At 59.4% G+C, this 22,068-nt stretch carries 19 protein-coding genes; 9 read left to right on the top strand and 10 right to left on the bottom strand.

Going from position 1 to position 22,068, the window contains the following annotated elements; translation table 11 throughout:
* Positions 1-98: 98 nt before the first annotated feature.
* The 3 genes from V2391_RS08305 to V2391_RS08295 all read right to left on the bottom strand — a co-directional run bounded on the left by V2391_RS08305 (position 99) and on the right by V2391_RS08295 (position 3,638).
* Complete coding sequence (locus tag V2391_RS08305) at positions 99-1,625, bottom strand: FAD-binding protein (RefSeq protein WP_329738948.1); 1,527 nt, start codon at positions 1,623-1,625, stop codon at positions 99-101.
* Between the two features lie 255 nt (positions 1,626-1,880).
* The gene (locus tag V2391_RS08300; protein WP_117640944.1) at positions 1,881-2,885 is read right to left on the bottom strand and encodes a GGGtGRT protein; all 1,005 of its coding nucleotides are present in this window, start codon (positions 2,883-2,885) and stop codon (positions 1,881-1,883) included.
* Positions 2,886-2,903: 18 nt separating this feature from the next.
* Positions 2,904-3,638, bottom strand: a complete 735-nt coding sequence (locus V2391_RS08295) for an iron-sulfur cluster assembly scaffold protein (protein WP_006235554.1) — start codon at positions 3,636-3,638, stop codon at positions 2,904-2,906.
* A 392-nt stretch (positions 3,639-4,030) separates the two neighbouring features.
* On the opposite strand from V2391_RS08295, the gene V2391_RS08290 reads away from it, so the two are divergent.
* Entirely contained in the window at positions 4,031-4,840 is an 810-nt protein-coding gene (locus tag V2391_RS08290; RefSeq protein ID WP_329738947.1) for a transposase, read from the top strand.
* Positions 4,841-4,916: 76 nt separating this feature from the next.
* Here the strand turns inward: V2391_RS08290 and sufU are convergent, their stop codons facing one another.
* The 5 genes from sufU to sufC are packed head-to-tail and all read right to left on the bottom strand — an operon-like array spanning position 4,917 to position 10,162.
* Positions 4,917-5,351, bottom strand: a complete 435-nt coding sequence (gene sufU, locus V2391_RS08285) for a Fe-S cluster assembly sulfur transfer protein SufU (protein WP_329738946.1) — start codon at positions 5,349-5,351, stop codon at positions 4,917-4,919.
* Entirely contained in the window at positions 5,344-6,669 is a 1,326-nt protein-coding gene (locus V2391_RS08280) for an aminotransferase class V-fold PLP-dependent enzyme (RefSeq protein ID WP_329738945.1), read from the bottom strand. The genes sufU and V2391_RS08280 overlap by 8 nt, the downstream gene beginning before the upstream one ends.
* Positions 6,666-7,937: a SufB/SufD family protein gene (locus V2391_RS08275; protein WP_329738944.1), complete on the bottom strand. Its 1,272-nt coding sequence runs from the start codon at positions 7,935-7,937 to the stop codon at positions 6,666-6,668. The genes V2391_RS08280 and V2391_RS08275 overlap by 4 nt, the downstream gene beginning before the upstream one ends.
* Positions 7,937-9,349, bottom strand: coding sequence for a Fe-S cluster assembly protein SufB (gene sufB, locus V2391_RS08270; protein ID WP_117848423.1), 1,413 nt, complete (start codon positions 9,347-9,349; stop codon positions 7,937-7,939). The genes V2391_RS08275 and sufB overlap by 1 nt, the downstream gene beginning before the upstream one ends.
* 12 nt (positions 9,350-9,361) lie before the next feature.
* Positions 9,362-10,162, bottom strand: coding sequence for a Fe-S cluster assembly ATPase SufC (gene sufC, locus V2391_RS08265; protein ID WP_118346006.1), 801 nt, complete (start codon positions 10,160-10,162; stop codon positions 9,362-9,364).
* 223 nt (positions 10,163-10,385) lie between these two features.
* Between sufC and V2391_RS08260 the strand changes: the two genes are divergently transcribed.
* The 5 genes from V2391_RS08260 (at position 10,386) to V2391_RS08240 (ending at position 15,278) form a co-directional block, all read left to right on the top strand.
* Positions 10,386-10,817 (top strand): RrF2 family transcriptional regulator, encoded by a 432-nt coding sequence (locus V2391_RS08260; RefSeq protein ID WP_329738943.1) that lies wholly within the window; start codon positions 10,386-10,388, stop codon positions 10,815-10,817.
* Positions 10,818-10,825: 8 nt separating this feature from the next.
* Positions 10,826-11,113, top strand: coding sequence for a nucleotidyltransferase family protein (locus V2391_RS08255; RefSeq protein WP_329738942.1), 288 nt, complete (start codon positions 10,826-10,828; stop codon positions 11,111-11,113).
* Positions 11,100-11,519 carry an HI0074 family nucleotidyltransferase substrate-binding subunit gene (locus tag V2391_RS08250; RefSeq protein ID WP_329738941.1) on the top strand — a complete coding sequence of 140 codons (420 nt, stop codon included), beginning with the start codon at positions 11,100-11,102 and terminating at the stop codon, positions 11,517-11,519. The genes V2391_RS08255 and V2391_RS08250 overlap by 14 nt, the downstream gene beginning before the upstream one ends.
* Before the next feature lie 126 nt (positions 11,520-11,645).
* Positions 11,646-13,280: a hypothetical protein gene (locus V2391_RS08245; RefSeq protein ID WP_329738940.1), complete on the top strand. Its 1,635-nt coding sequence runs from the start codon at positions 11,646-11,648 to the stop codon at positions 13,278-13,280.
* Between the two features lie 201 nt (positions 13,281-13,481).
* Positions 13,482-15,278 (top strand): AAA family ATPase, encoded by a 1,797-nt coding sequence (locus tag V2391_RS08240; protein ID WP_329738939.1) that lies wholly within the window; start codon positions 13,482-13,484, stop codon positions 15,276-15,278.
* 27 nt (positions 15,279-15,305) lie between these two features.
* Here the strand turns inward: V2391_RS08240 and V2391_RS08235 are convergent, their stop codons facing one another.
* Both V2391_RS08235 and V2391_RS08230 read right to left on the bottom strand, forming a co-directional pair.
* Complete coding sequence (locus V2391_RS08235; protein ID WP_329738938.1) at positions 15,306-16,325, bottom strand: glycosyltransferase; 1,020 nt, start codon at positions 16,323-16,325, stop codon at positions 15,306-15,308.
* A gap of 170 nt (positions 16,326-16,495) precedes the next feature.
* Positions 16,496-17,626, bottom strand: a complete 1,131-nt coding sequence (locus tag V2391_RS08230) for an acyltransferase (protein WP_329738937.1) — start codon at positions 17,624-17,626, stop codon at positions 16,496-16,498.
* 112 nt (positions 17,627-17,738) lie between these two features.
* Here V2391_RS08230 and V2391_RS08225 point away from each other — a divergent pair, with 112 nt between their 5' ends.
* The 3 genes from V2391_RS08225 to V2391_RS08215 all read left to right on the top strand — a co-directional run.
* The gene (locus tag V2391_RS08225; protein ID WP_329738936.1) at positions 17,739-18,842 is read left to right on the top strand and encodes a glycosyltransferase; all 1,104 of its coding nucleotides are present in this window, start codon (positions 17,739-17,741) and stop codon (positions 18,840-18,842) included.
* A gap of 7 nt (positions 18,843-18,849) precedes the next feature.
* A complete protein-coding gene (locus V2391_RS08220; protein ID WP_329738935.1) occupies positions 18,850-19,881 on the top strand; it encodes a glycosyltransferase family 2 protein in 1,032 nt (343 codons plus the stop codon).
* Between the two features lie 237 nt (positions 19,882-20,118).
* On the top strand, positions 20,119-22,068 hold a 1,950-nt coding region (locus V2391_RS08215), incomplete at its 3' end, for a GH25 family lysozyme (protein ID WP_329738934.1).

Below are 22,068 nucleotides of genomic sequence, written 5' to 3'. Positions count from 1 at the left end.
GGCTCAAGCCCCGTAAGCGTGTTTTCCTTGGGGGAATCATACTTACGGGGCTCGATGCATGTTGAGAAATTGTGATCAAACTCTAAGTGAGAATCGAATTAGTCGGCTCGATAGTGCGAACCTAGGCTTTCAGTCCGCTTGCGCATGGCTTTGACCATCTCCGTTGCCAGCTGAATCTGCGATTGCAGGCGGGCGAGGGCTGCGACTTCGCTGTCCTGGGCTTTCTGCGTGCTCAAGGTCGTTGCCTCCGTCTTCAAGCCCTCAAGCTCGTGTAGTGCCTTGGATAGGCCCGTCTCGGTCCTGTTGATCATGCAGTAGGTGCTCATTGTGTGTCTGAGGCTGCGGGTCAGGCGCTCAGCGTCTGCTGTAGCAATTCCATGCTGGGGGAGGGCGGTATCCACCGGTGTGCCAGCCTCGGGAGCGCCCAGTGCTGCTCGAGCCGCTGATACGCCCGCAATGCGTCCGAATACGATGCCATTGGCGCTTGACAAGCCTCCGATGCGGTCGGCGCCGTGCATGCCGCCTGTTGCCTCGCCACAGGCGTAGAGGCCCTCAACGCCCGTGTGGGCGGTCTTATCGATCTTGATGCCGCCATTAGCGGCGTGGGCATACATCGCCACGCGCATCTCGTCGCTCGGCGCGATACCGTGCTCGTCTTTCAGCCAGGTGGCAAAGGTCTGCACAAACTCGGGAACATCCTCGCGGGGGAAGTCGTAGTGCAGCGCCAGGCCCTCGGTGCCCGCCTGGTCGATGGCAAGATCGATGGCGCGAGAAGCCAGGCATGATGTGAAGGGGCCATATCCGGAGCGTTGCTCAAGCAGATCGTCCAGCTTGTCGTCGACGATATCGACCGGCTGGTCGAACTTGACGTAGCGCCAGGTCTTCTCGTTAAAGACAAGATTGCGCTTGGGCTCGATGAAGCCCGGCATCATTTGCATGAACTCTATATTAGTGAGCGTTGCGCCGTGCGCCTGTGCGATGGCCTGCGAGGAGCTGAGCACGTCTGCCGAAGTGAGGCTGCGCTCGAACAGGCCACCCGTGCCGCCCGCAGCGATGATAGTGGCCTTTGCTGCAAAGGTCACAATGCGCTCGTCCGTTTGGTTGAAGAGCATGGCGCCGACAATCTTCCCGGATGTGTCTTCAACAAGGTCGATGAGCTCGTGGCGGGGGAGTAGGCGAATGCCGAGCAACTCTATCTGGGCCGTACACGCGTCTTCGAGGGGCTTGCGGGTGAGGCCGCGCCAATTGCGTGTCTTATGGTCAAAGCAGGGGATAAACTGCTTTTGCTGGGCGCTCTCGGCGCTTTGCGGGCGCTGGAGTTCTACGCCCAGATCCTGTTCGAGCCAGTCAATCGCCTGGGGAATGCCGTGGACGAACGTCTGGACGAGTTCGGGGTCGGCAACGCCGCCGCCGACGGTCTGGATGGTGTCGATGAGTTCCTGTTCGTCGTCTTCGTCGACGGGGCCAATAAGGCCGAGGCCCCAGGTGCCCGGGAAAAAGCTCGATCCGCTCATGGTCTTGCCGGCGCTTGCGATGGCAACGGTCGCGCCCGCGCGTGCTGCTTCTATAGCGGCGCAAAGGCCCGCAATGCCAGATCCAATTACCAGTACATCAGTTGATTCCATGGGATTCCTTTCTCGTTCGCGCATTGTCGCATGGGTGATCGGCAAAGGCGTCGCAAAGATTGGATAAATCGGTAAAGGGCAAATATGGCAGGTGTGCGTCATGGACGCTCTGGCGTTCCATCTCGTCACATCTCGTATTTCGCCCCAACTGTTATATCGGCATTAGTCACCCTGCGACAGCGCAAACAAAAAGAGCCGCTACCTCGAAAGGTAGCGGCTCTAAAGCTCAACTGTATGAGCATCGCGCGGGCGCGATTAGGCCTTGAGGGCCTCCTCGACGGCGACAGCGCAAGCGACGGTGGCACCGACCATGGGGTTGTTGCCCATGCCGATGAGACCCATCATGTCGACGTGCGCAGGCACGGAGGAGGAACCGGCGAACTGGGCGTCGGAGTGCATACGGCCCATGGTGTCGGTCATGCCGTAAGAGGCAGGGCCGGCGCCCATGTTGTCCGGGTGCAGGGTACGGCCAGTGCCGCCACCAGAAGCGACGGAGAAGTACTTCTTGCCAGCCTCGATGCGCTCCTTCTTGTAGGTGCCAGCGACGGGGTGCTGGAAGCGCGTGGGGTTGGTGGAGTTACCGGTGATCGAGATGTCGACGTTCTCGTGCCACATGATGGCAACGCCCTCGCGGACGTCGTCGGAGCCGTAGCAGTTAACGGCAGCGCGGGGACCATCGGAGTAGGGGATGGTCTCGACGACCTTGAGCTCGCCCGTGTAGTAGTCGAACTGGGTCTTCACGTAGGTGAAGCCGTTGATGCGGGCGATGATCTGAGCAGCGTCCTTGCCCAGACCGTTGAGGATAACGCGCAGCGGCTTCTTACGAGCCTTGTTGGCGTTCAGAGCCAGGCCGATAGCGCCCTCAGCGGCAGCGAAGGACTCGTGGCCGGCCAGGAAGGCGAAGCACTCGGTGTCGTCGGAGAGCAGCATAGCGCCCAGGTTGCCGTGGCCCAGACCGACCTTGCGGTCCTCGGCGACGGAGCCGGGAACGGTGAAGGCCTGGATGCCCTCGCCGATGATGGCAGCAGCCTCAGAAGCGGACTTGGCGCCACGCTTGACAGCGAGAGCGCAGCCGAGGGTGTAGGCCCACTCAGCGTTCTGGAAGGCGATGGACTGGGTGTTGTTGACGATCTCACGCGGGTTGAAGCCCTTGTCGGTGCAGATCTGCAGAGCTTCCTCGAGGGAGGCGATGCCGTTGTCGGCGAGGCACTTGTTGATCTTGTCAGCGCGGCGCTCGTAACCTTCGAACGTAACAGTCATAGTTATTTCCCTCCCTTTCTACTCGTGAACCGGGAACACGCTGGCGACGGAGTGAGTCTCCTCGTCGGTGCGCGGGTCGATGTACTTGGCAGCGTTCTCCCACTGACCATAGTGGCCCATAGCGCCAGCGATGGCCTCCTCGGGGGTCTTGCCGGCCTTGACGGCGTCGGTGAACTTGCCGAGGTTCAGGAACTCGAACGCGATGATCTCGTTCTTGTCGTTGAGAGCCATGCGGGTGACGTAGCCCTGAGCGAGCTCGAGGTAACGAGCGCCCTTGGCCTTGGTGCCGAACATGGTGCCGACCTGAGAGCGAAGGCCCTTGCCGAGGTCGTCGAGGGAGGCGCCCACGGGCAGGCCGCCCTCGGAGAACGCGGTCTGGCTGCGGCCGTAAACGATCTGCAGGAAGATCTCGCGCATAGCAACGTTGATGGCGTCGCAGACGAGGTCGGTGTTGAGGGCCTCGAGGATGGTCTTGCCGGGAAGGATCTCGGAAGCCATGGCGGCAGAGTGGGTCATGCCCGAGCAGCCGATGGTCTCAACGAGGGCCTCCTCGATGATGCCGTCCTTGACGTTCAGCGTGAGCTTGCAGGCGCCCTGCTGAGGTGCGCACCAACCCACACCGTGCGTAAGACCGGAGATGTCGGAAATCTCCTTAGCCTGGACCCACTTGCCCTCCTCGGGGATGGGTGCGGGGCCGTGGTATGCACCCTTGGCAACGGGGCACATGTTCTCCACTTCCTGTGAGTACTGCATGCCTCTCCTCTCTATCGTGTTGGCGTCCCGTCTGGGGGTCGTGGCTGGCGATTGCCGGGCGACCCTTCGAAAGGGACATGACATGCAGCCCCTATAATACCGCGAAATGCACGGAATATTCGGCGAACGGCTCAGTTTTCGTAGCGAGAAGCGCGGAACTTTCAATTGAAACGATTTAATCAAGTTGTTTGCGGTTGCGCGGTCCGCTGAAGGGGATCGGTTCTGGTCAAGCTTTTGGCAAGGCAACGTTGCCTGACCTGTGGCTATATTGCCGTTCGCCGTCGGTTTGCCGCCTTTTACCGTCGACGGGTGCCATTTTGCGTGAATGTTTTGATGGCACGTTTCAATCGTGATGTATTGGATGGTAAGCAGATCCCGGCGAAGGGAGCGCCATGCAGCGCGTTTGGAAAACGATCACCGGTTTTTACCATGTTTGCGCCCGCGGTATGGCCGGGCGGCAGATCTTTGAGAGCGACGAGGACCGGTGGGAGTTTTTGGAGCTGATGTGCGAGTGCTGCCGCGATGCCCAGGTGACGATTGTGGCGTGGTGTCTCATGAGCGACTACGTGGATCTGGTGCTTTTGGATTACGAGGACAAAATGAGCACAGCCATGCAGCGGCTTCTGCTGACGTATGCTCGTCGGTTCAATAAACGTACCGGGCGCGCGGGCTGCCTATTTCGTGAGCGTTTTGAGCGCCGCTCGCTCGATACCGACTGGCAGGTGATGGAGGCTATTCGCTCTGTACACGCCGATCCGCAGGAGGCGGGCGTTAGCCTAATCGAGCGTTATCCCTGGAGCAGCTTTGCGGAGCATCTACGCGCTTACGACAGTGATGCGGCCGATGCCACGAGGGGATTTTCCGATCCTTCTTGCGTGCTTGAACTTTTTGATTCTGCCGAGGGCTTTATTGCCTATTCGCTAGCGATGCCCGACGGCGGCAAACCGGCGCTGCGCGATATGAAAGAGACGGAGTGGGAACGCCACGCCTTTGCCGACAGGTTGGCGAAGAGCCTCGGGGTTCCGCTTCGCGATGTTAAAGCCGCACCGCCGGCGCGGCGCGATACCGTTATTGTTGGATTGCACGATGCCGGTTTCACGGTGCGCCAGATTGAGCGGTATACCGGGGTTGGCAAAAGTACTGCCTCTCGTATTGTGCGTGCTTATGCGCAGGTGGACGCGCAGGTCGAGGGCTCGAGATAAAGGCAGTAAAGAAAATGGCCGAATCGCAAAAGTTAAGCGATTCGGCCAACAGAATTCTTCAGATTTGAGACAAATGTTACTGATTATTTTGTCCCGTGAGCATGCCGTCGAGGGTGCGCCAGGCTAACTCGGCGCATTTAACGCGGGCGGGCATGTGCGAGATGTCCTGGAGCTGAGCGGCCTCGTCCAGATCTTCCAGGTCCTCCTCGGAGAGCTGCTCGCCGCGGATCATGGCGAGGAAGAGCCCTGCCAAGCGACGTGCTTCCTCGACCGTCTCGCCGGTGATGAGGTCGGCCATGATGTCGGCGCTGGCCTGGCTGATGGCGCAGCCGTGGCCGGTAAACGAGGCCTCCTCGATCACGTTGTTCTCGACACGTAGCTGCAAGGTGAGCTCGTCGCCGCAGCTGGGGTTGATGCCGTCGTGCTCGTGCGTGGGGGCATCCATCTCGTACTTGTAGTCGGGGTGTGAGTTGTGCTCCATAAACGTGGTGGAGGTGTACAGATTACCCATTGAACGTGCTCCAAACGTGATGCAGACCGGCGATGAACTTGTCGATATCGGCCTTGTCGTTGTAGAAGGCCACGCTGGCGCGGCAGCAGGCGAGGTTCTCGACGCCCAGCCAGGTGAGCAGCGGCTGCGCGCAGTGGTGACCCGCGCGGATGCAGACGCCGTCCATGTCCATGATGCTCGCGATATCGTGCGGGTGGATGCCGTGGACGTTAAAGCTCACGACGCCGTGATGGTTGTCCCAATAGATAGAGCCGATGATCTGGACAAAGTCGAGCTGCATGAGCTCGCCCATCAGGTAGTGGACGAGCGCTTGCTCGCGGGCCTGGATGTTTTCGTAGCCCACGGTGTTAACCAGGTAATCAAGCGCCGCGCCTGTGGCGAAGATGCCGGCGGCGTCCTGCGTGCCGGCCTCGAACTTCTCGGGGACGGGCGCCCAGACGGCGTCCTGCTCGGTGACCGAGTCGATCATCTCGCCGCCGGTAAGCATGGGCGGCATGGCGTTGAGCAGGTCCATCTTGCCCCACAGCACGCCGATGCCCATGGGACCCATGGCCTTGTGCGCGCTAAAGGCAAAGAAATCGGCGCCCAGATCTGCCACGTTGACCGGCATGTGCGGCAGCGACTGCGCGCCGTCGACGACCAGATAGCCGCCATACTTGTGCACGAGCTTGCCGAGATTCTTGACCGGGTTCTCGACGCCCAGGACGTTAGAGACCTGACCCACGGCCAAGATCTTGGTCTTGGGGCCCACCTTGGCAAGCACTTCCTCGGTCGTGAGCTGGCCGGTCTTGGTGGGGTAGAGGTAGACGAGCTTGGCGCCGGTCTCGCGGCAGACCTGCTGCCACGGGATCAGGTTGGAGTGGTGCTCCATGATGGTGATGACGACCTCGTCGCCCGGCTCGAGGACCGTGGGCGCAAAGCTCTTGGCGACCAGGTTGAGCGACTCACTCGTGTTGCGGGTGAAGACGACCTCGTTGGCCTGGGGCGCGCCGATGACGTCGGCGATCTGCTGGCGCACCTTCGCGATGGCCTCGGTGGCCTCGACGGACAGCGAGTACAGGCCGCGCAGGGGGTTGGCGTTCATGCGCTGGTAGAAGTCACGCTCGGCGTCGAGCACGCAGGCGGGGCGCTGCGCGGTGGCGGCGCTATCGAGGAAGGCGATCTCGGGGTGCTGCTGGAACAGCGGGAACTGCGCCTTGTAGGGATTGGTTTCGATGTCGACGGTAGGCCAGCCGCGCGAGGCCTCGTCGCTGGCGTCGAGCTCCATAGGCTCCGGTGCGGTACAGGTGTCGCATTTAACGTGCTCGGTGTCGATCATGCGAGCTCCTCTTCAAAGTTGTCGATCAGGTTGTTGCCCAAGCGGACGACGGCGGCGCGGGTGCGCTCGTCAGTGGCGGAAAGCGCAGCATCCTCCAACTTGGCGCGGATGAACAGGTCCTCGGCGGCGTTTTGGTCAAGGCCGCGGCAGGCGAGGTAGAACAACTGCTCGTCGCGGACGTGGCCGATGGTGGCGCCGTGGTTGCCGGCAACGTCATCCTCGTCGCAGAGGATGACGGGGACGGTCTTGTTGTCGACGCCCTTGTTGGCCAAAAGCACCGTCTCGCGCTCGGTGCCGGTTGCACCCTTGCAGCCGTGCACGAGGTCGATGGTGCCGCGGTAGACCTTCTTGGACGTGCCGGTCAGCACGCCGTTGGCGTCGATCTCGCACTCGGTCTTGCGACCGCGGTGGCGCAGCTCGTAGTTAAAGTCGCGCACCTGCTCGCGGGCGCCCAGGTAGTCAGTATCGATGGTGACCTTGGCGGTATCGCCTAGAAGGTCGCCGGCAAGGCCGGTGGCGCTGGCGCCGGCGCCCAGGACGGTGTGCTGCACGTTGACGCGCGCACCCTCGTCCAGGAACAGGCCGGTGTCGTCGAGCGCGATCCAGCTATCGTCGAGCGTCTGCGTGCAGGTTACGTTGACGGTGGCGTACTCGTGGGCGCACACGCGTAGCACGGAGCCCACGACGCCTTGGCCGGCAACGGGGGAGTCCAGGGCTATGCACAGGTCGAGCGTTGCCTGCGGACGGGCGACGACATCGATAGCGGCGATGGCCGCGGCGGCGTCGACACCGCTCACGCGCACGGTAACCGTGGCGTGCTGGTATGCGGGCACATCGATGACGACGCGCTTGGTGGCGTGATCGGCCAGATAGGTGTAGGCGGCCTCGCCCATGCCGGTCTCGAAGGCCTCGGCGGGGGAGAGCTCCTCTTCGAGCTTGATGGCTCCGGCCTGGTAGACGGAGGTAGCGGGCACGTCGAGCTCGGTCTCGGGCGTGATGCGGGCACGATCGGCGGCGTCGCCGGGGGCGGAGGCGCGGCGCTCGGGGAAGCGCTCGGCCATGGCCTCCATGGCGGCATCGAAGGCGTCGGCCGAGCCGGCAAACTGCTCGTCCAGGCCCTCAACCTCAACGGCCTCGGCGGGAGCGGCGGAAAGCTCGTCCGAAAGCTCGAGCTTGGTCTGGTTCATTTTGAGCCAGCCCCAAGTTGCTGCCGGCATCGCATTAACCTGCTCGAGCGTGGTAGCAGCGGTGTTGGTTTCCTGTTTCATTATCCGATCGCTCCTTCCATCTCGAGCTTGATCAGGTTGTTCATCTCGACGGCGTACTCAAGCGGCAGCTCCTTGGAGACCGGGTTGGCAAAGCCGTTGACGATCATGGTGCGGGCCTCTTCCTCCGAGATGCCGCGGCTCATCAGGTAGAACACCTTGTCGTCGCCGATGCGGCCGATGGTGGCCTCGTGGCCGATGTCGACGTTCTTGGCGCGGATGTCCATGGCCGGAATAGTGTCGGAGCGGCTCTGGTCATCGAGCATCAGCGACTGGCAGCTCACGGTTGCCTTGGAGCCTTCGGCCTTGGGCGTGGCCACGATGGAGCTGCGGAAGGTCTGGATGCCGCCGCTCTTGGAGATGCCCTTGGTCTCGACGGTTGCCGAGGTCTCGGGTGCGTTGAGCACGACCTTGCAGCCGGTATCGAGGTTCTGGCCGGCGCCGGCAAAGGTAATGCCGGTAAAGCTCGAGCGGGCGCGGCGGCCGTTGAGCACGCTCATGGGGTAGAGGTAGCCCACGTGGCTGCCGAAGGAGCCGCTGATCCACTCGATGTCGCCATCCTCGTCCACGCGCGCACGCTTGGTGTTGAGGTTGTACATGTTCTTGGACCAGTTCTCGATAGTCGAGTAGCGCAGGTGCGCACGCTTGCCCACAAAGAGCTCGACAGCGCCGGCGTGGAGGTTGGCTACGTTGTACTTGGGCGCGGAGCAACCCTCAATGAAGTGCAGGTCGGCATCGTCCTCGACGATGATGAGCGTGTGCTCAAACTGGCCGGCGCCCTTGGCGTTAAGGCGGAAGTAGCTCTGCAGCGGGAAGTCGAGCTTGGTGCCCTTGGGCACGTAGACAAACGAGCCGCCCGACCACACGGCACCATGCAGGGCCGCAAACTTGTGGTCGGTGGGCGGGATGAGCGTCATAAACTTCTCGTGAATGAGCGGCTCCCACTGCGGGTCGTGCAGGGCCTCCTCGATGCCGGAGTAGACGATGCCCATCTTGGACGCGGTGTCCTGCATGTTGTGGTAGACGAGCTCGGAGTCGTACTGCGCGCCGACGCCCGCCAGGTAGCTGCGCTCGGCCTCGGGGATGCCCAAGCGCTCAAAGGTGCTCTTGATGTCGTCGGGCACCGACTCCCAGTCGTGCTTTTGGTCGGTGTTGGGCTTGACGTAGGTGACGATGTTGTCCATGTCCAGGCCCTCGATGGAGGGCCCCCACGTCGGGTCGGGGAAGCGGTTGAAAATCTCGAGGGACTTTAAGCGCAGGTCGAGCATCCACTGCGGCTCGTCCTTCTTTGCGCTGATCTCGCGCACGATGTCGGGCGTGATGCCGGCGTCGAGGCGCTCGAATCCCTCCTCGCCATAGGTGAAGTCGTAGAGGCTGCGGTCGATGTCCGCGACCTCGGTGCGGTTCTTGGTCATTGCGTCGCCCCTTTACGCCTGCTGCTCGGCAGCGGCGGCCTCGGCCTGGGCGCGCTGCTCGGCGGCCTCGCGCTCGAAGGTCTCAAAGCCGTTCTTGTCGATCCAGGGGATCAGCGAGGCGTCGTCCTCGCGCACGATGTGGCCCTTGACCATAACGTGGACGCGGTCGACATCCAGGTGCTCCAGGATGCGCGTGTTGTGCGTGATGATGAGCATGGAGCCGTCGCAGCTCTTGCGGTAGGCGTCCATGCCGTGGCTGACGGTGGACAGGGCATCGACGTCCAGGCCTGAGTCAGTCTCGTCCAGGATGGCGAGTTTGGGCTGCAGCAGCAGAAGCTGGAGCATCTCGACCTTCTTTTTCTCGCCGCCCGAGAAACCTACGCCCAGCTCGCGGTTGAGGTAGGCGGTGTCCATGTTGAGCTCGGCCGCGAGCTCCTTGACGCGACGGCGGAACTCCTTGCCCTTCATCTCCAGACCGGGGCGGCCGGCGATGCTGGCGCGCAAAAAGCTTGACAGCGGCACGCCCGGGATCTCGACCGGGGCCTGGAAGCTCAGGAACAGGCCGGCGCGGGAGCGCTTGTCGGTAGTGAGCTCGGTGATGTCCTGGCCGTCAAAGACGATGCGGCCGTCCTGCACGGTGTAGACGGGGTCGCCCATGACCAGGTGGCCGAGGGTGGACTTGCCGGCGCCGTTGGGTCCCATCAGCACGTGGGTCTCGCCGGCGGCGACGTTGAGGTTGACGTTGTGGAGGATGGTCTTTTCGTCCACGGAGGCGGTCAGACCTTCGATGGAAAGCAGCGGATTTGCGCTCATGCTGTCCCTCTCTGTATATGGTGTACTCATAGGTGTACTAAACCCTAGGAATCTTCTCGGAATAAAGTTACTATGGGTTCGGCGTTAGTCAAGGGAAAACCCGACTAATCCACTCGACTTTTTAGATGTGGGACATAATTATCAGGTTTGTTTGCCCCGCGTGCATAAGATTTGGGACAAACGCCCCAGGTGATTTTGTCCCAGGAACAATGGGAGGGTAGGTATGCTCATTTCTTCTAAGGGCCGCTATGCCCTCCGTTTGATGATCTATATCGCAGCGCTTGGTGACACCGAGGGCAAGATTGCCCTGCGCGAGGTCGCCGACCGCGAGCATATCTCGCAAAAGTATTTGGAGCAGTTGGTTCGTCCGCTAATGAAGGCGGGCCTGCTTAAGAGCGTACGCGGTAAGGGCGGCGGCTACATGATGGCCAAGGACCCGGCCGAGGTGCGCGCCGGCGACATCCTGCGCGCCGTTGAGGGCAGCACGGCTCCGGTGGCGTGCGACGGTATCGACAACAGCTGTACCCGCAGCGACCTTTGCTCGACCGTCAGGTTTTGGCGCGGTCTGGACGACGTGATCGAAAAGTACGTTGACGGCGTGACGTTGGCCGACCTGGCAGCCGTCCCCGAGATCAACTTCGACATTAAGCTGTAGGGGTGCAAATGGCATCTCTCGACAAGGTGTACAAGCAAATCGAAGTTTTTGCTCGGGAATGTGACGCCGAGAAGGTCATGTTGTTTGGTTCTCGTGCTCGAGGCGACAACTTGCCCAAGAGCGATATTGACATCGCCGTAGCAGGTTGCCGGGATTTCGGCCGTTTCTCATATTTGATCGATGAGCGTCTTGATACTCTTTTAGATGTAGATGTCGTCAATCTCGACGAGTCCTTATCGCAGCAATTGCTCGATGAAATTGCCAGGGATGGTGTGATTCTGTATGAAAAAATATGAGAACTTTGCCAGCGCCTTGGCGAATCTTGAGGATGCGCCCAATCAGGATCTCAACAATGATTTTGTTCAGAGTGGATTGATTAATAAGTTCAATCTTCAATTTGAACTAAGCTGGAAGCTCCTTAAGCGTCTGCTCGAGTATGAGGGTGCCACGCTTGCCGCGTCGGGGTCTCCTCGTGCCATCTTGAAGGAGGCCTACCGATTCTACGACTTTATTGATGAGGCGGCCTGGCTAGATATGCTCAGAGACCGCAATACGAACGTTCATATCTATGACAATAAGCTCGCTCAGGATTTGATTCAGCGCATCTTGAACGTCTATATCCCCGCTTTCTGTCAGTTGCGAGACGGGCTGATGGAGCGTTACGGCGAGCTTCTTCTGGTGCCCGACGACCAGTTTGTTTAATTCCTTAAGATTTCGCGGAGGGTTGTTGCCGTTTGCCGATGGGTTGTTGTGCAACAAACGGGGAGCTGCAATACTGAATTCATCTTTGCAAACTGCTCTTTAACCACACCAATGCAGGGAGGATCTATGCAGCCCAAGCATTCCGCAATTGTCGCGGGCCTGACGTTGGCGCTTTCGTTTGGCACCGTTGCCGCGCCTGTGACTGCTGTTGCCGAGGAGCCCACGCCGGGCGTTGCCTCGGATGCCACCGATATCGATAAGGGCCTTTACACCCAGCAGTCCTTCTCGGGCGTGTTGAGGTCGGTTCAGGGTGTTTCGTTTGTCAACGTGACCGCCGAGATGAAGTACTTCACCAAATACGAGAGCCACGGCAACTATAACCAGGGATTTTCGTATGGTGACGGCTATAACGCGCTGGGCTATTACCAGTTCGACCGTCGTTGGTCGCTCATTCCGTTTATGAAGCAGGTCTACAACTACGATTCTGCCAAGTACGGCATGCTTAAGGCCGCGATCGATCGCGGCAGCGAGATTTCCAACGCGAACAACCCAATGTATGCGAACGGCCAGCTCACCGAGCTGGGCCGTATTGCGCAGGAGGCCTTCCAGGGCGCTTATAACACCGACCCTGCTGAGTTCTCAGCCCTGCAGGATGCGTATGCGTACAACTCGTACTATGCAGTGACCGAGGCATGGCTCAAGAGCGCTCTTGGCATTGACATCTCCGGTCGTGCTGACTGCGTCAAGGGTATGGTGTGGAGTATCACCAATATGTGCGGCACCGGTGGCTGCCAGGACTTTTTCCGCTGGGCAAACCTTTCTAACAGTATGACCGACCGCGAGTTTGTGACGGCGCTTTCCAACAGCGTGGTCAATAATGTGGCGACCAAGTATGCAAGCCAGCCCCAGTACCACGAGGGCTGGAAGAACCGCTACCGCAATGAGCTCAAGGATTGTCTGGTCTATATTACCGAGGACGAGGCTGCCGCAGCAACGCCTGTGGAGCCTGAGCCGGAGCCCGCGCCGGCGCCGACGCCCGGTCCGAGCATGGCGCCCGCTGCTCCCGCCGCACCGACGCCTGGTACCGATGACGATGCGGGCGACGATAACGATACTGATACGCCCTCGACTGATGGCGGCAGCGATGATGCCGGCAATGGTGGAGCTGCGTCTGGCGACACTTCGGCTGGCGATTCGTCGACTCCTGGCTCTGACGGCGCTGCGGGCGGTGCGGATTCTGGCTCTTCCGATGCGGGCACTTCTAACGGTACCGGCGACTCTTCTGCCGATGCTGGGTCCTCTAACGGTTCTGGCTCTGATGTCTCCGAGGAAGGTTCGAACGAGGGCTCCGATGCTGGCGATTCCTCGACGGAAAATAAGCCTTCTACCGGCGAGCAGCTTGGCTCTATGTTGGGGTCGTCGTTGATGGCGGGCATTAACGGCAGCTCTTCTTCTGATGAGAACACTTCTGATGGGGCCTCTGAGCCCAGGGCTGACGGCGATGCTTCGATCGATGACGCCGCGAAGCAATCCGACGCCGATGCTCAGAAGGCCGGTGACAAGGGCGGTACTACGACCACCGCGACGACTACCACGACCAAGACCTCGGGCGGTACCATGCCCAAGACGGGCGACATCATTGTTATGGCGAGCCTTGCCAGTGCAAGCTTGGCCACGCTGGGTGTCACCTCTATTGTGAGTGGCAAGAATAAGCTCGATCAGCAGCGTAAGGCTGCTGGGGAGGACAGTTCTGAGGAGTAGCCTCTCGATTGTCAGACGGCTAAAGAGTCGGGACGGAGCCTGGTGCTGCTGCATCATGCTTCGTTTTGTTGTGCAACGATTAGTTATGCCCCCTCACACCCCATGTTGCTACCGTTGCCCGATATGTTTGCGCGCTACATCAGTACGTGCGAGGCGGTCATTACAATTGGCATCGTGCTGCGATTTAGGGGGAACGTTGCAATGTCTGAACAGGCAAATAATGGTTGTGCTGCCGGCTTTGGCGTGTGCTTGATCGGTGGTGCCGACGATGCGGTTTTGCCGATTGACATGCATGACTATATGGAGGCTCTTGGTCGCTGCACGCTGGTCGACAAGACCATGTTTATTGCCGATGTTCTGAATTGCGATGCGTCCGTTATGGTGTGCTGCCGACCCGAGGGTTTTGGCAAGAGCATGAACTTGTCGATGCTCAAGGCTTTTCTGGAGCGTCCCGTGGTCGGTCGCGCCGGTCGGATCTCGTTTGCCGGTGCTCAGATTTGGGATGCGGACGGCGGGCGCTATAGGAACGAGTACGCTTGCTATCCGGTGATATCGCTGGACTTTTCTGACGCTGTGAGACGTGGCGCCGCTGTTGCCGACGTCGTGCGCGATGCTCTTTCGGACGAGTGCGCTCGCCTGCTGGCACTCTTGGAAGCCCCGGATTTAGCTCGAGATAAGGTGCGTCACATCGAACGCGTTGCGCGTGGTGTGGCGAGCGAGGCCGAGGTTGACTCGGTGCTTGGTCTGCTCATTGAGCTACTGGAGATGGCCTGCGATGAGCAGGTTGTATTGCTCGTTGATGGGTACGACGCGGCGTGGCTGGGCCGTGCGAGCGCGAGGGACGCTTCTGGCGCCGATCCGGTAGAGCTATTCGATCGCGTGCTGTTTGACGCCATTGCCGCCGCGGGCCATTCGCTACGGTTGACGTGTCTGATGGGGGAGCGTCCCGGCCCTGCCGAGGCGGCGCTTTCTTCGCGCGGCTGCTCGTATTGTCTGACGACGCCGCTGTCAGCGTGGTGTGACCGTTGGTTCGGCTTTTCGGATGCCGAGGTCGAGGCTCTGCTGAATCATGCTGGACGCGAGGAATACCTGGATGATGCGCGTGAATGGCTCGAGGGATATCGGTTTGGCAGGACCTATTGCTCGAGTCCAGCGCGTGTGATCGGTTTTCTGGACCGAGGCTGCACAGCGCCTGTGCGAGCCGATCTGTATGGGTATGCCGATTGTCTAAGTAGGGTAGTTGCCGGGTGGAATCTCGATTGCCTTTCAGTCTTGTTCGATTTGCTCGAGCCCCATGGATGTGTTGAGGCCCCGCTTTGTTTGGGCACTGCGGGGCCGGAGGCCTCGTCTGATGATGACCTGTGGACGGCGCTGTATCTGTCCGGTTTCCTCACGACAGATATGACTGAGGAGCCGGAACATGGCAGTCGCCTCCGTGCTCTGCGGTTGCCCAATAATGAGCTTCGCCAAGCCTTGCGTCTGGTGATTATTGAGTGGTTTGAGTGTGCTGCCGAAGACATTCGGGATGTCGATGCGTTTCGCGACGGGTTGTGTCGTGGGAACGAGGATGCGGTGAGGCGGGCGCTAGACCGCATCCTGGGAGATGCGGGAATCGGTTCGACCGACCCAGATGCGCCGCTGCCATATCACCTGCTCTTGCAGGGACTCTGCTTTGGATTGCCGGGCTATGCCAATCCTGCCTCGAGGCGAAAGCGTGGCGCGAATCGCTGGGACATTCAGGTTTTTCCTACGGGCTCTGTGTTTGACGTGGCAGACACGATCGGCATGCTCGAAGAGCGTCCGCTGATAACAATCAACTTGATGTGTGACCCCGGTGTGGATGCGCTGGGCCTGGAGCTGCTGGCCGTTCAGGCGCTGCTCGACATAGAGCGCGACGGCATCGACAAGATTCGCGTGCCGCGACCCGGTGTGGGCCGTATGCGCTGGGGATTCGGTTTTGACGGGCAGCATGTGGCAGCGGTGTGCCAGCGGCTGTAGGGGCAGGCGATGCTGCGGGGGTGCCCGCTAATCCGTGTCCTTCATGGGCGGCATGGGCTTCCAGTCGGGATCCTTGATGATCTTGCGGGCGTCTTTCATGCCGCGGCGCAGCGCCGGAATGCCGGTCTTAAAGCACTTGTCGACGGCTGCCAGACGAATGAACTCCTTGCAGAAGGTCGCGGCGTTGCCCAAGCGGAACAAGATGGGGTGGTAGTCGCCGTAAATCTGCATGTAGCGAGCGAGGAAGCCTCGGTTGCGCATGATGTAGTAGCGGTTGGTGTCGCTCGTGGAGTTGAGCTGGCGTTTGCCCGCGATATCCCAGTTAGAGACGGCACGGGCTCGCTTGAGAACCACGTCGGCGACCACGGCGGCGGGGAAGTGCTGGCTGGCCACGTAGCCGTAGCAGGCATCGTCGCCGTAGATAAAGAAACGCGCGTCGGGCAGGCCGATCTTGTCGACCACGCGACGCGAGAACAGGCCGCCTTCAAAGCACAGCTGGTTCATGGCGCGGTAGCCCTCGGGGCCCAGGTCCCACTTAGCGATGGGGTTGGGGATACCAAGCGAAAGGATAAGCTGGTACTGCCAAAAGAAGGCGCCACCGTCGAAGTCCAGGCGCGAACCCTGGATGACATCGTAGCGGTCGGTCCACTTGGCAAGGCGCTCGATGCCTTCGGGGATGACGAGCACGTCGTCGTCCATGACCCAAAACCACTGGGCGCCCAGGTCGTAGGCACATTTGGTGCCGGCGGAAAAGCCGCCCGCCCCGCCGCCGTTTTCGAGCTGCGGGGCGTAGATGACGCGGTCGGTGCCGCCCTTCGCGTCGGGCTGCTCGGTGTCGATGCCCCACAGGTTGGCCAGGCGTTCGTTGAATGCGGTGCACATGGCCTCGGTCTCGCGCGAATTCTCGTTATCGACGATCACGATGCGCCAGGGCGTTGCCGTGAGCTCGGTCATGGAGTCGAACAGGTTGGCCAGGAGTTCCTGGCGCTTGTACGTAACGACGACGATGGCGAGCTTATCGATGGGAGCGGGAAGGGTTGAAGACATGGGGCAATATATCCTTTCACGCGCGGCGCGCATGCGCTGCACGGAAGCTATCGAATACGTCCTTGGGACTGTCCTATTGTAAAGGGTCGGCGCACCTTGACGGCAAGCTTTGAATAAAACGCAGGAACCTGCCACGGGTGTAGCGGCTTTAGCGTCTGACGGCAGCGTGTCTATTGCCGCTTGAGCTTGCGATCGATAAAGCTTCTAGCTGCATCGATGATGAGGAGCGCTAAGGCAAAGACGATGCTAATGACGGTACCCGTGACGATACATATAGCTGCCGGGCTGTTTTGGCTGACCAGTATGTTTGCGAGCAACGTATTGAAGACGGGACGCCACAGGCTACTGGTGAGCGACTGCATCACATAGAAACCGAGCGTGGCGGTCGATAAAGTGACGATGACACCCGCAGTCCGCGGATTGCCTGAGGCGCTGCGTCGGGTTGCCGCAAAGAGCAGGGAGGCGGCAGCGAGGGCAAACGAGATCAACGAGGTCGATTTGTAGGAGAGGACTGCCATCGCCGTGAGGTTGCCGGTGAAGGAGAGCGCTCCTTCCAGGATGGTGGCGAGCACCAAAACCGTTGCGAGCGAGCGCATGCCCAAGGCGCCCGCCCTGTCCGACTCCATGACATCGGTAACGTCGCGGAGCAGCCCGCCGATCAAAAACGCGATTACGTACGTGGCAGCGCTCATGAGCTTCTGCAGCCAAGAAAACTCACCGCCGCTTGCCGCACTCATGGCGGCCAAATACCCGTTAACAACAAATGCGAGGATGCCAACGGCGATGACCGTCGTCTTGTAGGTTTTCTGGGGGAGTCGACTCTTAGCCAGTCCAAACCATGGCGTCATGAAGACCGTGGCGGCATAGACCCAGATAAACTCAAGGCCTAGTGTGAACCAGTAGTGCGTGTTGAGGGTAACATCGGGAATGGGGGAGACGACCGTGGACCACGCGAGCGCCACGAGGCAATAAAACGCAGTGGGCATAACGACCTTGCCAATGCGATGCGCCGTTCGTTGCATTTGCGACTTCCGCATTGCCCCACCGTCCCAAGCACGCGCGGCCGAAGCGATGAGAAAATAGCCCGAGATCATAAAGAAGACCTCGTTGGCCCAGCAGCCAAGCAGGTTGATGAACCCCAGCAATCCCGAATAGGGAAAGACGGCAAGCGGCGTATATTCCACGACGCCGACGCAGGTCGCCTGGAAGGTCCACTGAAACGTGTGGAATATGGCAATCCCAGCGACCGCGACCAAGCGCAGCGCTTCGATGGATATATTGCGTGCGGCTTTGGGCTGCATGACGTCCTTTCGTATCGGTTCGTCTCTGCGGGCTCCATAGATTATATAAACGCCCGCGGGCGGGACGACCCTTTGATACCATGAAACGACAGGTATTTCCTAAGGAGCACATTTGTCTACTAACGCCTCTGGCAGCCCTGTCCTGTCGCTGCTTATTCCCATCTACAACGTTGAGCGTTACCTGCGCGAGTGCCTCGATTCAGCCGTGGCGCAGACGCTCAAGGACATCGAGATCATCTGCATCAACGATGGCTCTACCGACAACTCTCCGGCGATAATCCGCGAGTACATGGATCGCGATGCGCGCGTCAAGATGATTGACAAGGCGAACAGCGGCTACGGCGACTCGATGAACTGCGGGCTCGATATGGCGCGCGGCAAGTACGTGGGCATTCTGGAGTCCGATGACTTTATGGCGCCCGGTGCGCTGGAGAAGCTCGTGGCAGCTGCCGAGTGCTTTGACGCCGATTTTGCAAAGGCGAATTTTGACCTGTATTGGTCGAAGCCGGAGGAGCGCCGAGAGCGGATGGAGCTCTTTAAAGCTAAGGACTGCCGCAAGCCGGTACACCCGAGTGATACCGTCGATGCCTTCTCGCTTAAGCCATCGATTTGGTCTGCGGTGTATCGTCGAGACTTCTTGAACCGTAATGCCATTCGTTTCTTGCCGACGCCTGGCGCTGCGTTTCAGGACGCCTCGTTTACCTTTAAGGTGTTCGCTCTTGCCGATACCGCGGTTTACCTGCATGATTCCGTGCTTTCATATCGCCAGGATAACGAGGGCTCTTCGGTCAATTCGCCTAATAAAGTTCATTGTGTTAACGACGAGTATGCCGAGATTCATCGCTGGATTGTTGAGGATTTCGCCGAGTCGCACTCTTCGCAGGACGTTGCCAAGCTGCTTAGGTTTGCAAATATCATTAAATACGATTCGTATATGTGGAGCTACATTCGCCTGAATCCCAAGTTTTACGCTGAGTTTTTGGACCGTATGGCCCAGGAGTTCCATGGGGCGCTTGAAGCCCACGAGTTTGAGCTAACAGACCTTAAGCCGTGGAAGCGCGCAAACTTGATGGCTATTGTCGACGATCCGCAAAAGTGGCTGGCAGAGTCTTCGGACTTTGCCAATGCCGGCGCGATGGGTCGCGCGAAGCATTATGCGCGTGTCGGTGGCCCGGGCGTGGTCGCGGCATTTGTCCTGGATGTAATTAAGAAATAGGGGAGTTATGGCAAACCCGAAGGTATCTTTTATTGTTCCTGTCTATAACACTCAGGAATTCCTGCCTCGTTGTCTTGACTCCCTTTTGGGGCAGACCTGTCCGGATATTGAGATCGTCGTTGTTAACGACGGATCGCCGGATGACTCTGCTGCGATTATTGGCAAGTGTGCGTGCAAGGATTCTCGCGTGTGCGTTGTCGAGAAATCTAACGGCGGACTGTCGTCTGCCCGTAATGCCGGCATGAATGTGGCGCGTGGCGCCATTATCGATTTCGTTGACTCGGATGATTACGTCGAGCCTAATCTTGCCGAATTCTTGGTTGGTACGTTTGCCGAGGAGCATCCGGAGATTGTTGTGTTTGGAGCTGAGTGCGAGCCTGCCGAGCTGGCCTCGAAGCGCATTAAGCAGTTGCTTTCTCCTGAGGCGTGCGTGTTTGAGTCATTTGATCCGGTTCTGCTTTTTTCTGCGAATACGCAGCCCTATGTCTGGCGTGCGGCATACTCTCGCGAGCTGATTGAGCGTGAGTCTTTGCGTTTTGCCGAAAATGTTCGGTTTGCCGAGGATGTTGTATTTCAGTTTGAATCGTATCCGCTGTCTGCCAAGACAGTCGTTGCGCCCGACAAGTTGTACCACTACGTGATGCAGGAGAAGTCTCTGACGCATGTGTTTAACGTCGGTGCCAAGCGCATGGACAAGGTCGATGCCCATTTGCTGGTGCTGCATGAAGTACTGGAGCGCTGGGACAGGCGAGGGCTTTTGGGTTTGTGCCCCGGAGAGCTTGTGACGTGGTTCTTGGATCTGATTGTGTTCGACCTTGCGCGCCTGCCAAGGGACGAGGCGCGTCAGATTGCAGTCCGCATAAGGACGTGTTTTGGCTCCTTTTTTGGTCCCGATTGGGCGAGCCTGCCCTTAAAAGCCCCCGTTCGCCGCGTTTCCAAAAAGCTGAGTAGCGGCACTGGCACGGTCTCGCTTATGGACGCCGTGTCGCTTTACCTATCGACCCGCGGGCTCAAAGTGTGCCTGGAGCGGTTTGTATAGGCACTGGTTTGCGCCTTTGGTGAATCCAGGATTTTGCGACGGGCTTACTGACGCGCTGCCATGAATCATGGCCACAAATACGCCACTCGGGCTGTTATAATTTTAATATCTAGGATTAATTGAGGTGAACTGATGTCTATGAACCGACTAAAGTGCTGCGTTGTTGTATTGCTCTCCCTTGTATTTGGGTTTTCCGGTGTTCTCCAGCCTTTTGCGCTGTATGCCGAGACGCTCGATTTGGCTCAGGAGCAGCCGAAGGTATCGCAGCCCGCGAACGAGAGCGCCTCTTCTAACGTTTCTGCGGATACGTCTGGCGATCAGGCGGAGAGCGATTCGGCTGCCCAGGACCCCTCGACGCTTGACTCCAGCGAGGCTGCGGATGCCGAATCTGCTTCTGCCGATGCAGCTGCCGATGAGGTTTCTAACGAGGCGCCTGATGATGACATCGAGGCTTCCCTTGTTGAGAACTCGTGGCGCTATGCCGACGGTTCGCTCCGCTCCGATCTTGCTGACGATTATGGCGATAGCGCAGATTTCGAAGGCCGTGCAATGCACAGCATGCCTAAGGGCGCAACGGCGCAAGGAATCGACGTGAGCGAGCATAACGGAACCATTGATTGGCAGTCCGTGAAAGATGCCGGTATCGATTTTGCGATTCTAAGAGTTGGTTTTGCCGGTGATACAAACGGCGGAAGGCTGGACAATTTCTTTAAGCGCAACGTGAGCGAGTGCGAGCGTTTGGGAATTCCGTATGGCGTGTACCTTTACTCCTATGCGCGCAATGAAGATGATGCCCAAGCCGAGGCACGCTTGATGTTAAGTGCTCTTAAGGGCCATTCACCCACTCTTCCCGTTTACTATGACTTGGAAGAGCAAAAAACAAATGCTGATGGTTCGCCCATGTGGACGCCATTTAACGATCCCTCGAAGCTCGCATCGATCGCAAAGACCTTCTGCGGTCAAATTGCAGCTGCGGGGTATAAGCCCGGTATTTACGCAAACGTTAACTGGTTCAAGAACTACCTTACCGACCCTTGCTTTCTTTCTAGCGGCTGGAGCATCTGGACTGCCCAGTATTGGTATGGAGGTCGTTACGATGAGTCCATCGATCTTGCTCCAGAGGCTCCTGCTAAATATGATTGCTGGCAGTATTCTGCGCGCGGCAGCGTTCCCGGTGTAAACACTGACGTTGATGTCAGTTATTGGTACGGAGAGGGTTTTTCTTCATCTAACGAAAAAAAATACTCTTTTATTGGTGTTAAACTTTCAAAAAGCGAAGGGGTGCTCAAAGGAGATACCGTCAGCATTTCTGCTGAAATGACTGGTGAGACTAGTGGTCTGCAATATAAGTTCTATTGGCAAAAGCAGGGAACGGGTGCTGATGCTGGAACAAGCGGAGTAATCGCCGGGCCTTCTGAAAACTCTTCAGCTGAATGGACTGTTGATGGGAGCGGGACATATAAGGTTGGCTGCGATGTTATTGATTCGAAAGGCGTCGTAACAAAAAGCACTACTTGCACTGTCGATCGCTACACCGTCGACGGCATCGATGCGCCCTCCTCGGCCCGCGCCGGCCAGGGGGTCTCCCTCAAGGCCAAGGTGTCCGGCGACGCCTCCGGCCTCAAGTACAAGTTCGTGTGGCAGAAGGACGATTGGAAGAAGTGGGGCGTCGTGGGCGGCTCGTCTCAGGACTCGCCCGAAGCCACCTGGACCCCGACCGAGCCGGGCGACTACACCGTCACCCTCGACGTGATCGACGGCGCCGGGGCCAAGCACGCCACGGAAAGCGTCAAGGTCACCGATCGCTACACCGTCGACGGCATCGATGCGCCCTCCTCGGCCCGCGCCGGCCAGGGGGTCTCCCTCAAGGCCAGGGTGTCCGGCGACGCCTCCGGCCTCAAGTACAAGTTCGTGTGGCAGAAGGACGATTGGAAGAAGTGGGGCGTCGTGGGCGGCTCGTCTCAGGACTCGCCCGAGGCCACCTGGACCCCGACCGAGCCGGGCGACTACACCGTCACCCTCGACGTGATCGACGGCGCCGGGGCCAAGCACGCCACGGCAAGCGTCAAGGTCACCGATCGCTACACCGTCGACGGCATCGATGCGCCCTCCTCGGCCCGCGCCGGCCAGGGGGTCTCCCTCAAGGCCAGGGTGTCCGGCGACGCCTCCGGCCTCAAGTACAAGTTC

The sequence above is a fragment of the Collinsella sp. CM84Y_54 genome, from assembly GCF_036317945.1.
Classification (GTDB): domain Bacteria; phylum Actinomycetota; class Coriobacteriia; order Coriobacteriales; family Coriobacteriaceae; genus Collinsella.
The sequence above is the reverse complement of the archived record's forward strand: the minus strand, read 5'-3'. Positions and strand labels throughout refer to the sequence as shown.